The sequence below is a fragment of the Oligoflexus tunisiensis genome (genome assembly GCF_001748245.1).
GTDB lineage: Bacteria > Bdellovibrionota_B > Oligoflexia > Oligoflexales > Oligoflexaceae > Oligoflexus > Oligoflexus tunisiensis.
This window is the reverse complement of record NZ_BDFO01000001.1, coordinates 6,619,801-6,632,781: the sequence shown is the minus strand read 5'-3', so window position 1 is coordinate 6,632,781 and position 12,981 is coordinate 6,619,801. Positions and strand designations below refer to the sequence as shown.

Annotated in this window: 17 protein-coding genes; all 17 read left to right on the top strand. The window is 51.1% G+C overall.

What is annotated here, in order from left to right; genetic code table 11:
- The 17 genes from OLTU_RS27510 (at position 1) to OLTU_RS27440 (ending at position 12,970) form a co-directional block, all read left to right on the top strand.
- Positions 1 to 1,560, top strand: a complete 1,560-nt coding sequence (locus tag OLTU_RS27510; protein ID WP_141735931.1) for a pre-toxin TG domain-containing protein — start codon at positions 1 to 3, stop codon at positions 1,558 to 1,560.
- A 12-nt stretch (positions 1,561 to 1,572) separates the two neighbouring features.
- Complete coding sequence (locus OLTU_RS27505; protein ID WP_141735930.1) at positions 1,573 to 2,007, top strand: pentapeptide repeat-containing protein; 435 nt, start codon at positions 1,573 to 1,575, stop codon at positions 2,005 to 2,007.
- Between the two features lie 48 nt (positions 2,008 to 2,055).
- A complete protein-coding gene (locus OLTU_RS32525; RefSeq protein ID WP_218110315.1) occupies positions 2,056 to 2,295 on the top strand; it encodes a hypothetical protein in 240 nt (79 codons plus the stop codon).
- Positions 2,296 to 2,347: 52 nt separating this feature from the next.
- Positions 2,348 to 2,728, top strand: a complete 381-nt coding sequence (locus tag OLTU_RS27500; protein ID WP_218110314.1) for a hypothetical protein — start codon at positions 2,348 to 2,350, stop codon at positions 2,726 to 2,728.
- Positions 2,729 to 2,877: 149 nt separating this feature from the next.
- Positions 2,878 to 3,033: a hypothetical protein gene (locus tag OLTU_RS32520; protein ID WP_218110313.1), complete on the top strand. Its 156-nt coding sequence runs from the start codon at positions 2,878 to 2,880 to the stop codon at positions 3,031 to 3,033.
- Between the two features lie 688 nt (positions 3,034 to 3,721).
- Positions 3,722 to 5,950: a hypothetical protein gene (locus tag OLTU_RS27495; RefSeq protein ID WP_141735928.1), complete on the top strand. Its 2,229-nt coding sequence runs from the start codon at positions 3,722 to 3,724 to the stop codon at positions 5,948 to 5,950.
- A 351-nt stretch (positions 5,951 to 6,301) separates the two neighbouring features.
- Complete coding sequence (locus OLTU_RS27490; RefSeq protein ID WP_176737018.1) at positions 6,302 to 6,793, top strand: hypothetical protein; 492 nt, start codon at positions 6,302 to 6,304, stop codon at positions 6,791 to 6,793.
- The gene (locus tag OLTU_RS27485) at positions 6,780 to 7,241 is read left to right on the top strand and encodes a hypothetical protein (protein ID WP_141735926.1); all 462 of its coding nucleotides are present in this window, start codon (positions 6,780 to 6,782) and stop codon (positions 7,239 to 7,241) included. Before OLTU_RS27490 ends, OLTU_RS27485 begins: the two co-directional genes overlap by 14 nt.
- A gap of 464 nt (positions 7,242 to 7,705) precedes the next feature.
- The gene (locus tag OLTU_RS27480; protein WP_141735925.1) at positions 7,706 to 7,933 is read left to right on the top strand and encodes a hypothetical protein; all 228 of its coding nucleotides are present in this window, start codon (positions 7,706 to 7,708) and stop codon (positions 7,931 to 7,933) included.
- On the top strand, positions 7,930 to 8,829 hold the full coding sequence (locus tag OLTU_RS27475; RefSeq protein WP_141735924.1) for a PD-(D/E)XK nuclease-like domain-containing protein: 900 nt from the start codon (positions 7,930 to 7,932) through the stop codon (positions 8,827 to 8,829). The genes OLTU_RS27480 and OLTU_RS27475 overlap by 4 nt, the downstream gene beginning before the upstream one ends.
- Positions 8,810 to 9,571 (top strand): phage recombination protein Bet, encoded by a 762-nt coding sequence (gene bet, locus OLTU_RS27470; RefSeq protein ID WP_141735923.1) that lies wholly within the window; start codon positions 8,810 to 8,812, stop codon positions 9,569 to 9,571. The genes OLTU_RS27475 and bet overlap by 20 nt, the downstream gene beginning before the upstream one ends.
- Positions 9,572 to 9,633: 62 nt before the next feature.
- A complete protein-coding gene (locus tag OLTU_RS27465) occupies positions 9,634 to 9,999 on the top strand; it encodes a hypothetical protein (RefSeq protein WP_218110312.1) in 366 nt (121 codons plus the stop codon).
- Positions 10,000 to 10,178: 179 nt separating this feature from the next.
- The gene (locus OLTU_RS27460) at positions 10,179 to 10,625 is read left to right on the top strand and encodes a single-stranded DNA-binding protein (protein ID WP_141735921.1); all 447 of its coding nucleotides are present in this window, start codon (positions 10,179 to 10,181) and stop codon (positions 10,623 to 10,625) included.
- Positions 10,626 to 10,700: 75 nt separating this feature from the next.
- Positions 10,701 to 11,150 carry a RusA family crossover junction endodeoxyribonuclease gene (locus OLTU_RS27455; protein WP_141735920.1) on the top strand — a complete coding sequence of 150 codons (450 nt, stop codon included), beginning with the start codon at positions 10,701 to 10,703 and terminating at the stop codon, positions 11,148 to 11,150.
- A gap of 24 nt (positions 11,151 to 11,174) precedes the next feature.
- Positions 11,175 to 12,098: a hypothetical protein gene (locus OLTU_RS27450; RefSeq protein WP_141735919.1), complete on the top strand. Its 924-nt coding sequence runs from the start codon at positions 11,175 to 11,177 to the stop codon at positions 12,096 to 12,098.
- Positions 12,067 to 12,429 (top strand): hypothetical protein, encoded by a 363-nt coding sequence (locus OLTU_RS32515; RefSeq protein WP_218110311.1) that lies wholly within the window; start codon positions 12,067 to 12,069, stop codon positions 12,427 to 12,429. The genes OLTU_RS27450 and OLTU_RS32515 overlap by 32 nt, the downstream gene beginning before the upstream one ends.
- Before the next feature lie 262 nt (positions 12,430 to 12,691).
- Positions 12,692 to 12,970 (top strand): hypothetical protein, encoded by a 279-nt coding sequence (locus OLTU_RS27440; protein WP_141735917.1) that lies wholly within the window; start codon positions 12,692 to 12,694, stop codon positions 12,968 to 12,970.
- Positions 12,971 to 12,981 lie beyond the last annotated feature (11 nt).

The following is a 12,981-nucleotide window of genomic DNA, read 5'->3' as shown; positions in this document are numbered from 1 at the left end:
ATGATCAAACTTATCAGCTATCTCATCATTTCAATACTTCTGGCAAATTCAGCTGTTGGACAGATCATTGTTATAAATCCTGGCGACCGACCAACCAGGCCGCCCATCGAGCCTCCGGAGTCAGACCATCCAATTCCCGTGCGGCCGGACCCGACCAAGCCGGGTGGCGGCGATTTTGATGGCAAATTCTATGAATATTGCGGCCCATCCTGGCTTGGCTATAAGTGCAATTTCATGCGCAGTGATGCCATTTCGCGGATGCGGGACGAATCGAATGCCTATAAGACCAGGAATCTGGATGCCCATCAAAAGAGGCTGAACGAGGAGACTGAGAAGGTCGAGAAGGACCTTGCAGCACTTAGGGAGGGTCTCGGCAGCCCAAATTCGCCGGCTGGAATCAATATCAAGGCCAAGCGGGATGCTACGGTAGCCCACAATGCCAGCGCAGAAGACATAAATGATTCGACCCTTGAGCTGCAGATCACAGCGGCCAAGGAAATTAGCTCCAGTGTTGATATCAGCTTTGGCCTTGCCTACAAGGAGGACGATAGGAAGGAATACGAACCCGAGGCCAAAAAAGTCAACCTTCTCATTGCGGATCGCTTCATCCAGTCAAAGATAAAAAGTGAGCAAGCCCGGGCTGATGCCATTGAAGCCCAGATCCGAAATGGCGTGTATTCCAACAAGGAAGATCGTCTTAACCTGGTCAGAGGCGGTCGTGCCGCCCTTGAGATATCGGCACAGAGCCTTCAGCAGGGTGACACCGCAAAAAGTAATTTTGCACTCAAAGTTGGTACCGCATTCCTCGATACCGCCATCAGTGTGACACCAATCCTTGGATGGGCCAAGGATGGTTGGGAGGCAGTGACTGGGAAGAATCTGCTTACCGGAGAAAAGCTTTCTGGTTTTGAACGGACCATGGCCGTTGTAGGGGTACTTACTGCAGGAATTGGAAGCAAGCTCGCCATAGGTGGAAAGGCCGCGGTTCTTATTGACGTTCTCAGGGCAGGTAAACCAGCAGAAGAATCAGCAGAAGTTGTAAAGGCAGGTTCCTATGCTGCAGAGATAGCCGGAGCGGCTGTTAAGGTTGGAATCAAAGACAAGAAAACCATTGATGAAGTTGCCGCAGCTGTTAAGGATGCGTTGCCCTGTGCCGTAGCTGTCAATTCCTTTAGGTCAATCCTTTTCAGCCTTATTGAAAGTACAGCCTATGCATGTCCACATGGAAGCAATGAGGAAGAGCTCATAAGAGTTCTCGAAGCAGCTAGTAAGTGGTCTGTGCCAGCTGACGATCTTGCGCGAGTGGCGAATGGGGCTACACACGTTTTTGGTCCGAAGAGTCTGGCAAAGCACAAAATGGAAGGGTTCTTAGAAAAATTTGGCGGAGATTCGATAGGTGCATTTAAGTCACTTGAAAACGCGGCTCAGAGACTTGCCGATGATGGCAAGATTCAGGGCTTGTTCCGTGATGTAGTAGTTAATGTGAAAGAAACCGATGTAACAGTGAGAGGCAATGTCATTGATGGAGTGGCTAAGCTGAGCACCGCCTTTATTCCTTAAGGAAGTGAAAGCATGATATATCAATACAAGAATGATCCTTGCAAGAAGCTTGTTTTTTCTGAGGATAGAGATTTGCAGCTAAAGATTTCAATGGTGCATTTCACTGAAGAAATCGAGATTAGGGACTGCATTGTCAGAGATTTTGAAGTCTTTGGGGTTTACTGCATCAGAGGACTTTCTGTTCGAAATACGACTTTTGATTGCGAGATCATTTGGCAATCGGGAGGCCACAATACTCGACCAATTGTATTTGAAAACTGTGTCTTCAAACGTTTTGTGGATTTTGAAGACTGTGATTTCGAGGATGAATTCATTCTTAGGAATGTCACTTTTATTGAAGGCACCAACCTCCTGGGGAACAAGGGCACTCCTGTCGAAGTTTCTTTTTCCAGGTTCCCGCTTCTGGATAACGTAAATGGAACTCTTACTATCGATTCATTTAAATGAAGCTGGTCTGTGAAATTCTAAAGAGCGGGCAGTGATTATTAAGATCAAATGATCTTTATTTTTATGGCGTTGGCGGGCGAAGCTTCCTCGCAAATCATAGTCATAAATCCTGGTGACCGACCAACCATGCCGCCCACCGCTCCTCCGGAGGCAGACTATCCGATTCATGTACAGCCGGATCCGACAAGTTCGAGTGGTGGCGATCTTGAAGTCGAATTCTATGAAAATTTCGGCCCTCCTGAATCGCTACAAGTGCAATTTCATGCGGGACGAGCCCAACGCCTGTAAGGCCAGGAACCTGGAAAAGCTCAGACGCTCACATTCCAATTTCAGGGAAAAAATGCAAGTTCTTACGAATACTGATATCGCGTTGCTAAGTTTCCCCGATACTCAGGTTCTTGAATTTAGTTTGGACATGAACTCTAAGAACTTCTCGGTTAGATGCAGTGACGGTTACCTGGATCTACCAAGCCAGGGGACAGAGCTGTCTCAGGTACTGCTAGAAATCACTGGTTTCAGCGAGATAACCATAAATGAATTAAGTGATGACCAGTTGCAGCTGATTCCAAGGTGTACGCCAGATTTCGCATTGAAAGATATCTGTGAATTTTCTGCCAAAGAGGGTGAGATTGGGCTAAAGGGCTTTTCGAAGGAGCGAGGATACTGGACGGAATACTCGATTTCTGGCGGTTCACTCAGAGCATATGCGGCCAAGTCCTAATTGCTCAGCTATTGCATAGAATATAGGTTGTTCCAGAGGCAGTTTTTCTTACGGGTAGAATTTCCAGCGCTGAAGGCAAATCTCTTCAAACTGCCAGGAACTTTCCCTCACGATGAATCTCTCAGGTGCAGATGGTACCCTAAATTCGCATGGAAAAAGCTAGTGAAGGGATGAGTGCTGAGCAGAGCGCAGCAATCCAGAAGGTACTCAAGGCCAAGATTGACTATGGCACACTCCGGCCTTTTGAGATGTCGGTTCACAGAAAAGCCAAAGTCGCTATTGATAACGACAGCCGAAAAAGTTGAAGAACGCGAATACTTCTTTGACTAGTCCAAGTAAAGTTTGCTTGCCATCGGATAAGCAATCCGCAAGTTAATAAAGCTATCGTCACCAAGCGTATTCATACAGCGGCAACCTCTTCAGCTTGCCGCTTTCCACATATAAGCCTTCACCATAGAGATTTTCCGGTGCTCCTACCGACAGGATTTAGTTGCCGAACAGCCCGATTTTTGGCGCAGAAACACCGGAGCCAGCGAAATATTGCAGTTTTATAATTTTTTTTTAGACTTAACAGGAAGGGTCAAGACTGTATATTCTGCGAGACAGGGCACTGAACAACAATGCAGTGCTTTATCTCAAACTTACAAACGAGGAGTTGATTCGTGAAGGAGTTGATTCGTGAAGGAATTTATCCGCAGTAGTTAAAGAAAGCGTAAGGATAGCGAGGGTCCATCTGGGCTGTTAGCACAGCCCTAGATGGGGTCCCGCAAGGGACGGGCAAAAAAATCTGCAACAGCTTTTTTATGGCCCGCCTCCGCATCCAACGCAATCGAAAAACCCGGAAGAAAAAATTAAATCAGTGTGGTTAGTAACTGATCCCAATCAGCATGCGCCTCATGAACGCGCACGCTCAAATTTCCACATAAGGGCTCTAGATGGTTGAACCCGAAGTTCTCACTGAATTTCGATCGTTGAAAAAAGAGGTGGTAAATTATGACCAGCCTCGCTGAAAAAATCACTTATTCAAATCGTCCTCATTTTGATTTCACAATTGACAATACTGTCCGCCGGATTCGGGAGCATGCCTTGGCCCTCGATCGCTGCAAGCGGTACACGGAAATTCCGAAACTATCGTTCTTATGCGAATTGATGCCAATCGAATGGACCGTATTCGCCTACTACTATTCCCTGGCGCCCAAAGACCATCCCAGCGAAGTGTCTGCGGCTGCCCATCTCAAGATTGGCAGGACAACTCTGGTGAAGACGCTCAGCTCCCTCGCGGAGCGAGGCATGGTTTTCTTTGACACATATACACGCTCGAAACTGAAAATCGTAAACATAGCCCATCCTGACTTTTGGTGTCGGCCTAGCCGCCTAGCACCTGCGTCCAGCAATTGTACCGATCCTAGAACCCATTTCCCTCGGCAGTTTGAAAGGCGCCCCGAACGCGTAAATGAGGCCAAGGAACTTTCTCACCGGCCGGGCAACCACGTGCGTCTGCCATATCTACTTTTCCAGACGCTCATCCACCCAACTGCGAAATATATCTATGGCCTATTCTGTTATCTTGACATAAACGTCCACCCGACCTTGAAGGAACTGGCGTCTTCCATGGGGTGTTCGACAAGGACGACCTCGACGCACATAGCTGAACTTGAAGACTGCCGGATGATTTATTCCCAAGCACGGGAGCCGAAGAAATTCGGAGATCATACCCGGTACTATCATCATTTGACAGATGTTGCGTTGTGGCGAACAGCCAAAGCTGGCTTATGGTATCGAGGTGGCGAAAACTCTCTGATTGCCCGACTCGACACGAATGGATTTGCGGATCATGAGGCATTGATGCCCGGGCACGACCTGGAAGAATTCAGACCGCTACCAGATACATCCCGATTGATTCTTTGGGATGCGCTGCGGCCGGAGTCGTCTCAGGTCCGTCGAGACATCGGGTCGGCTGACCAGGTGCGGCAGATATCGCCTCAGGTCCGGCAGGAGTCGTCTCAGATCCGACAAGAAGAACTGCGGCAGGAGTCGTCTCAGATCCGGCAGAAGTCGTCTCAGATCAGGCAGAAGTCGTCTCAGATCCGGCAGAAGTCGTTTCAAGTCATTGAAGAATCATGCTCTATCCTATGCCCTTCAATGATTCCAGAGGGAACAGACTTTGCTAAGAATACTAATATAAGAAATGCAAATAATAAGAATACCGTTGGTAATTACGCGCGCGCGGAGCGGTGGGCTCCTGTTGCTTCGAGTTTTCATCCAAGGCTGATCAACATTGCACAAGCCGGCGCGATAGTCTGGAAGGAGCGAGATTACAAATACGATCGGGCTCTCTGGAACTCGGCGGTTGAGCAGATTGCGATTGAACGTGGAGAGACCGAGGCAATTCGCTTCGTCAGCTTCGTGAAGTCAGCGTTCAGGGCCTATGGAAGAGAATTCCCGTATACCCCGCAGCTCATGAAAGAATTCCTCGACACCTTTCGCTCGGGCAACAGTTGGTCAGTCATCCTTGGACCTAGCTACCAGGATCCCGAGGAAGAGAAATCCGCTCTTGAGGGAGAAGTCCAAAATCTATTGCCAGACGCACAGACTGCGCTCCTGATCGAAGCAGAAATCACGGAGCATGATCGGTCCTCTCTGGACCATGGAGAAGCTCCGAACACGCAAAGCTCCTTCGAGATGGTGGGGCCCCGCTTGGGCTGCTCGGCTGAGTCGAGCGAGGGCACCGATTCCCTGGCATCTGCAGACATGGGAGAGCCATGCCAACCAGAGCCGGAGGACAACACCCCGACCACCGATTATCAACCCGCATTAAACGCCGAGGCTGATCCGGATCCCGATCCATCCCCTGCCATGAGGCCGAGTGGCACCCAACAGCGTGTGCGAGTGCAAGTCACTCACGCAAACCTGCTCGATCTGCCAGCGGTGATGACACGCCCGATGGAGCTGGCAAATAGCATGGATACAAGCAAGGTGAGCGAAAAAAATTCGACAGCGCAAGCACAAGAATTTCCTTTCGACACTGCGAGCGAAAAAAAATCAGCACCGCGATCACTGAGACGAATCGAACTTGAGAAGGCCGCTTCGATTCTAACAGTAGGACTGAAGAGTCAGGCAAGCTTTCAACGCGGATTCGCGAAACTCACTGATGATCAGCTTTACGACAATCTTCTGCATATGTTCGGCGTCGAACGTGTGCAAAAACTGGTTTCCGATTGAGGGAACCTGCAAGGGTATTCGGCTTCCCCATTTCGCCGAATCGACCTGGGAACTGCGGTTCGTTCGATTCGCTCAATTTAGCTGATACGAGCTTATGTGAGCTATCCGGAGCTGTCCCGAGCTCATGTGAGCTAATGATAGCCGAACCGCGTTTCGCCCTATCATTTGCGATATTTCGTCACTGATCACGTTGGTTTGAAATATTCAAAAGCTTTGACCGAGGCGGGTCACTATTTTTGCCCGCAAACCTTTTTGAGGAGAGAAAGCTGCAATACGGAAACCTGCCCATAGTCGATATATCCAAGTAGCTTTTGTCGGCAAACAGCGGCTCATTTCCATTCTGAGGTGTGTATGATTTACCGAGTTTTACGCGAATTTTCTTACTCCATGAACCGGGACAATGTCCCCTTAGCACGCCAGGAACCCGAAGCCGACGAGATTCCAGAGTCAGGCTACAAACGTTTGAGAATGCGTCCTATACCAAGGCGAGTGCAGGGTGAAGCGATCAGCACGTTCAACCAGGCTCATGGGCGCAAGACGAAGAAGTCGGACCTGGGCCAAAGCACCAACCCATTCTCTATGACGCAAAAGACGACACCAAGCCAGAAGGCAAAGACATCGAAATCCACGGCAGCCGTGGCGCGCATCCTTGACGTTGGAGATCGACTTGAAATCAAAGGTAAGGAGGCAATTCTGACCAAGGTCGGCACCACAAAGTTTGAAGTACTCCCGATCGGTTGCAAGAAGACAAAGAAATTCAAGTTTTCGGAATTCCCTCATTTCACCATGCGTCAGCATAAGATTTGGATCGTCAAGGAGGAGGACAAGCATGCCGCCGTCTGAACAAGCAGCGCTTGGCAGTAAGCCCTTCTCTGGCTTTGTGCGAGAAGCCCAGGCACTGGGATATGCCCCTTTCATTCAGCTATCGCCGCTCGAGTATATGGCGATTCTGGAAATCCATGGCAAGTGGGCCTTTAGGGAAATCCTGCCCCGCCTGTCGGATCCTGCTCAAATCCACCGGGGCTGGGCGGTGAGATTTTTGGGTGCTGCTGCAATGCTGTCCCAGGAGGAGCTGGCGGCGGCTTCGGACCTGCATGCGTTCGTCATCTCGTCGCCAGGCTTGCTGTTGCGTGATAAGCATCGCCGCTCGTTCTGGAAGGCCTTTTTCAAGGTCTATAAGCGTATGAAGCGAGCGCACCGGAATCTGCCGGAACTCCTCTGCGTGATATATCGAGCTGATCTTGACCGCTGGTCCCATCTTCTCAAAGAGCGTCAGCGGGCTTCCAATTAGAGGTCGAAGGCAAGAGTCAGCAAGGAGAGCCTGAAGCAGCCATCCACACCCAAACGCTCTGAGCCTATTATTATCCGAAAGGTGAGAGATGCATGATATTCGAGGACGTTTGTCGGGAATTTTTTGCTCTTTTGCAAAATTTATTTTCGCAAAAAATGACGATTTCTTTTGATGAGTTAAAACCGCGATAGTATATTCGCATCAGTGAACGGCGGATGGGTGAGACGCCAAAGCCATGAATATCATCCACCACGTGGCCTCCAGCGGGAGGCTGCATCCCAAGTTGCAGAGGAGAAGATATGAAAAAATTTTCAGTACGAGCGACTGGATGTCCCGTAAAAGGGCACTCTGCAACATACGCGCCTCCCCTGGATACCGGGGGATGCGTTTTTCACTCTGAGGTTCAATGACGTCCGTAAGTCTTACTCTTTCAGATGTCTGCGCCTCGAGGTGGAGGCCGGACCATGAGTATCTACCGAGTAACTCTTTCCGATTTGGATCTGGTCGATGTTCCAATCGAGGCCAGAAGTCCATGCCAGGCAGCGATCCGGCTGCTGACAAAATCCTGCAAGAGCGGCTTCGATCTTGACCTTCAAGACGAGGCTGAGGTGGTCGTAACAGATCGCCAGCGCAAGAAGCACTTCTTCGAGGTGGTCTCGACGAAACCTTTTCGCGTCAAAGCACAGGGATGAACAACGTGCAGTCTGGGATCTATCCGACCCTCGATATCGAGGCTTATCATCGCTCGCCCGGAATTTCCAAAACCGGGCTCGTAAAACTCGACGAAGCCGCCGCCGTCTATCGGTACGCTATCGATCATCTCGGCGACGAGAGCGAAAGCAAAGCCCTGCGGATCGGAAAAGCCCTGCATTGCAAGATGGAAGGGACCTTTGAACATCTCTATATCGACGGCCCGGATGCAGCGCGGAATACCAAGATCTGGAAAGAGTTCGAGTCCAGCCACCCGAACAAGGTCTGCCTGCAGCCGGACGAAGTTGAGGCTGTCGAAAACATGAAAAAGGCGGTCGACGCCTATAGGCCTGCGCAGACCATCCTATCGCAGCCGGGCCGCAACGAAGTTTCGTTCTACTGGATCGACCCGCGCACAGGATGCCTCTGCAAGTGCAGACCTGATTGGGTGTCGGCAGATCTGAAGACCGTCGTTGATTTCAAGACCGCCCGGGAAGTGTTGCATCACGAATTTCAGTCTGATGCTTACAAGCATCGCTACTTCGTATCGGCGGCGATGACGATCGATGGCATTTACCGAACCACCGGCATCAAACCGGAACGCTATATTTTTCTCGCCGTTAGATCCACACCTGTCCATCTGGTGGCGACCTACGATGCGACGGCGGATGAAATCGCTTTGGGACGCGGATTCATTCGCCGAAACCTCTCCTTCCTTCGGCGCTGCCAGGCAAGTGGATCCTGGCCGGGGCTCCCCGAGGAAATCCTCCCTCTGGGGTTGCCCCGCTTCGCCCCGAAGCCCGCAGCCGAGGACTACGAGATCGATGAACGTATGGCGGACGAAGAACTGATCGCTCAACTCGAAAGGGAATTTGAAAATGTTGCCAGCGGTTTCTAATCGCGACGAAATCACACCGGAACGCATCGCATACTGGACTCAGCACTATACGAAGGACGCGACACCGGAGGAAAGGGATCATTTTGTTGGTGTCTGCCGAACCAGGGGCCTGAACCCGGAAGCCCGCCATATTTATTTCATCAAGGTGGGTGGCCGGGCCTCCATCGTCCTTTCAATCGACGCCTACCGGCTGATCGCAGGACGCACCGGAGCTTATGCCGGCATCCTGCCGGCGCTCTTTGAATTTGCCGCCGACCATTCCGGGAAGCCGGTGAAGGCCACTATCACGGTCCAAAAGTTTGTGCAGGGGCAGGTTCGGGAATTCAGCGCAACCGCGTACTTTTCCGAATTTTACAAAACCTCGCGTGACGGAAAGAAATCCCTCTGGGACACAATGCCACTGACGATGCTTGAGAAATGTGCGGAAGCCAAGGCCCTGCGTAAGGCATTCCCTGAGGAACTATCGTCCTACTATATCCGTGAGGAAATGATGGAGGCCGAGGTAGAACAACCTGCAGTGCTTCAATCGTCCCAGCCAGCGCCTCGTCAGGTCACAGACATCGTCGTAACCAGCGATCCGAAGGTCAAGGAATGGATCCAGAAGAAGCTTCAGCAGGCATCGGTGCCCGAGGACGAGTGGACTGACATCATCGATGCCCTCAACGGATATCCCAAAAACGAGCTGCTTATGCAGCTGAAAAAGATCATCGCCGATCGGGTGTCACCCCACGCTGAAGGCTGAAAGCATCGACATCGCCGGCACACCAGCGGTGGCTGAATATTGTTTCTCAACAAGGAGTCTGTATGTGTGGACAAATGAGATCAGAAAAACCATGGACGGCTGACATCCAATTCTTCGGCGATTTCCTGCGAGCCGATTCGCCTTTCGACAAGGAATACAATCACAATGCATGGTGGGCACTTCAGCAATTGGAAAAAGGCCGCAAGGTGCGCAAGCGGGACTGGCCCCGTGGGCAGTATGCATTCTTGCTCAACCAAGCAGGTGACCTTAAGGGCAATACCTGGCAGGTGGACAATGATGCACTGAAAAAGCTGCTCGGTCGTCCCTTCAAACCAGTCATCATGCTGGCGGACGCCGATGATCGAATTTGCGAACCACTCGCAGAGATTCGGAACCTAACGACTGACAATTGGGCTCTTTATGAATAGCCCAATCAAATGGTTCCGGGAATACCTGGAGCGTCCCCGCTGCCCGATCTGTCGAAAGCGGATGCGCCCAGATGAGATTAAGTTCAAGTTTGAAACGTGTTCTCCGGTCTGCTTCCTCGAAGCTCAACAGCTGATGATGGTGGCCGCCATAGCCGGGTTCAACCCGTGGAAGGCAGGATCTGAGCAGCGTTAACAAGGCAATTCTGGTTGGTAACCTGGGCAAGGATCCGGTGCTGACCTTCACGCACACCGGAACAGCGGTCTGCAAGTTTTCTCTGGCGACGACTGACCAATGGACCGACGAGAGCGGTCAGCGTCACCAGAAAACTGAATGGCACAATATCGTGGTCTGGAAAAAGCAGGCCGAGAATGTTTCCAGGTATTTGACGAAAGGTTCACCGATCTACCTGGAGGGAAAAATTCGGCATCAGTCATGGGATGCGCAAGATGGATCCAAACGATACTCAACCGAAATACATGCCGACGAAGTCAAGTTCCTCGGTACAAGGCGTGAAGAGTCGCCGCCTCCTGATCAGGTCTCGGGTGGCAATCGAGGAAGTGGACGCAATCTCAGAATTGAAGGTGAATTCGGCAATCAGGATTTCCCAGCGGACATTCCATTCTGAAAAAGGAGCCCGACCTCAAATAGCAGCCGGGCACAAGTCAACGTCAAGCAACAGAGTGTTGATACTACGAAGTTTATCATACCAGTCGAGCCGGAAGGCAAGAAAGAAGCGAGGAGGACCCGAAGTGGGCATGTTTTCAAGCACCCGGATACCAGGAAGCGAATGGACGAGATCGCAGAGTTCATCCGTGCCCAATACCAGGGCGATCTGCTTCGCGGCCCGCTGCAGGTCCTCATCGTCGCTATCAAGACCAGGCCAAAGTCCAAGCCAAAGGCCGTCTATGTCGATGTCAAACCTGACGCGGATAACATCTGGAAGCTGGTCGCCGATGCTGCGACCCAATCAGGTGTCCTATGGGGTGACGATTGCCAGATCGTCGATGGCCGCAGCATCAAGCTCTATGCGCCGCCGGGTGTTCCTGGATGGATCGAGCTTTACGTCAGACGGCACCCTGCCGCTGCCAACGCAAGGCAGGCAGTTCCGGTATCGGGGCAAGCTCTGTGGGAAGCTATGTGCGCAGCATGAAGAGAACCACGAAGGAGAGAAGCAATGACTAATTCTGCACTCGTCCCCCCAGCGCAACAGTCCTCAGGCGAACCTGGCGAGCTGGTTGATATCAAGGTCATCCCGCAGGAGCTATTCGTTCAAGGCCAACGATCGATCATCAATGTGATCAGAAGCGGCAAGACTGAAGGTCTCACTGTGGGTCAGGTGGCTGACATGGTGAATATCAGCGAACGAAACGTCTGGAAGCACATTTATAGACATGCCATAACTACAGCCCCTCTGGGACAGCACTCATTGCGCGGTTTGAAAGACGCGGGCGTGGTTCTTATTCATGCAAAACGTGCCGCGTTTGTTCCAAAGTCCAGCGTTCAGCAGCTTCTAAAGCTCATAAACACACCCGAATCCTGGGCGATCTATTACCAGCTTTGGAATAACTCGGCGCGATTGACCGAGCTGGAATTACAGCTGGCGAACGCGGAAGTTTCGCGAGATGAGGCAGTCCAACGTGCTGTGCAACTGGAAGTGGAAATGAGTGAGCTTCGAGCGCGACTTGAGGCGGCAACCCATGCCTTGTCGCTGGGGGAGAATCGCAAGAAGCCAAGGTTTGAGATCAAGTTCCACCGCCACGAAACTACCGACATATTCAAAAACCCCGTGGTTACAATCGAACGGACTAAAAAGTCTATTAACGAGATGAATCCACACGAGCGCAAGCATTTCAGAATGCAGCACGGAACACGGTCGCTTGCCGGTACAGCAAAAATGCTTCTTGATGAGTCCACTGCGAGCGACGTTACAAATGAAACTCTTCGCCACAGCGCAGTGATCATGCAAGCAGGGGTACTTGCGTACCAAAACACGCTCATGCCAGACGAAGGGAGCCTGTTCGCTTTGAATAAATCGAATCCAATGACTTTTCTCAATGACATGTTCCATGTCGAGAGGGTTTTTAATGAGGCTAATTGATCACATCCGGAGTAGCGATGCAGCAGAGATCGAACTATTTTCTTCGGCGCGACAGCTCGGAGTGTCAGCCAAGGTCATACGAAACCAACTCAAAACCTGGAGAATGAACGTGAAAAAAACTGCCACGGGCGAACTTTTTGTTCCCAAAGCGGGGCTAATCAAACTTGTCAAGGTCATGGACACACCCGAGTGCTGGGCTGCCTACAATCAGCTTTGGGATGATGCACATGAACTTGCCAGGTTGCGCCCACAAATCGAAATGAAGGACCGCAAAATCGCTGAACTTGAAGCGCAGGTCGCTCGCCTCTCTGCAATCGATCGTGAGGTCTGAAGACTGGACCTGAATCCTGACTTATTGCAGTCACTTGCCGCCGGAGCCTCGGGCGGTATCCCGCTGACCGTGCTTCTCATCGGTTCTTTGAAGAGTCTCCGAGAGAGCTTCGACAAGGTCAAAGATCAGGTCGAATCGCTTTCCACCAGGCTCATGAGGCTCGAAACGCTCTATGATCTTACCTACAAAGGCGAGGTTCAGGATCTGAAAGCCAGCCTGGCAAAACTCGAATCATATATCCACGAAGCAAGAGGAAAAAGGAATGATGACATTTGACCAAATTGAAGATGCTGCTGAAGACCACGAAAACCTGAGCATAGAGCAGCTGGACGGTCTTGAGACCGAAGACCTGCATAGGATGCTCTCGCAGCGTATCGCCACCGAAGCGGAATTGACTGACAGCAAGAAATCGTTCACGAGTTCGGCGAACGACTTCCTTAAGAAAATTCGATCTGATGTCCGGGCCATAAACCAGGAGATCCAACGCAGAAACGAAAGGAGCCTGCCAAACCCGACGTTTGCGCTTGAAGGCGCCCCCTGAGAATCACTGAT

What these genes read in the sequence shown, in the direction of transcription:
- OLTU_RS27510 (WP_141735931.1), top strand. Translation starts at nt 1, where the DNA reads ATGATCAAACTTATCAGCTATCTCATCATTTCAATACTTCTGGCAAAT.
- OLTU_RS27505 (WP_141735930.1), top strand. Translation starts at nt 1,573, where the DNA reads ATGATATATCAATACAAGAATGATCCTTGCAAGAAGCTTGTTTTTTCT.
- OLTU_RS32525 (WP_218110315.1), top strand. Translation starts at nt 2,056, where the DNA reads ATGATCTTTATTTTTATGGCGTTGGCGGGCGAAGCTTCCTCGCAAATC.
- OLTU_RS27500 (WP_218110314.1), top strand. Translation starts at nt 2,348, where the DNA reads ATGCAAGTTCTTACGAATACTGATATCGCGTTGCTAAGTTTCCCCGAT.
- OLTU_RS32520 (WP_218110313.1), top strand. Translation starts at nt 2,878, where the DNA reads ATGGAAAAAGCTAGTGAAGGGATGAGTGCTGAGCAGAGCGCAGCAATC.
- OLTU_RS27495 (WP_141735928.1), top strand. Translation starts at nt 3,722, where the DNA reads ATGACCAGCCTCGCTGAAAAAATCACTTATTCAAATCGTCCTCATTTT.
- OLTU_RS27490 (WP_176737018.1), top strand. Translation starts at nt 6,302, where the DNA reads ATGATTTACCGAGTTTTACGCGAATTTTCTTACTCCATGAACCGGGAC.
- OLTU_RS27485 (WP_141735926.1), top strand. Translation starts at nt 6,780, where the DNA reads ATGCCGCCGTCTGAACAAGCAGCGCTTGGCAGTAAGCCCTTCTCTGGC.
- OLTU_RS27480 (WP_141735925.1), top strand. Translation starts at nt 7,706, where the DNA reads ATGAGTATCTACCGAGTAACTCTTTCCGATTTGGATCTGGTCGATGTT.
- OLTU_RS27475 (WP_141735924.1), top strand. Translation starts at nt 7,930, where the DNA reads ATGAACAACGTGCAGTCTGGGATCTATCCGACCCTCGATATCGAGGCT.
- bet (WP_141735923.1), top strand. Translation starts at nt 8,810, where the DNA reads ATGTTGCCAGCGGTTTCTAATCGCGACGAAATCACACCGGAACGCATC.
- OLTU_RS27465 (WP_218110312.1), top strand. Translation starts at nt 9,634, where the DNA reads ATGTGTGGACAAATGAGATCAGAAAAACCATGGACGGCTGACATCCAA.
- OLTU_RS27450 (WP_141735919.1), top strand. Translation starts at nt 11,175, where the DNA reads ATGACTAATTCTGCACTCGTCCCCCCAGCGCAACAGTCCTCAGGCGAA.
- OLTU_RS32515 (WP_218110311.1), top strand. Translation starts at nt 12,067, where the DNA reads ATGTCGAGAGGGTTTTTAATGAGGCTAATTGATCACATCCGGAGTAGC.
- OLTU_RS27440 (WP_141735917.1), top strand. Translation starts at nt 12,692, where the DNA reads ATGATGACATTTGACCAAATTGAAGATGCTGCTGAAGACCACGAAAAC.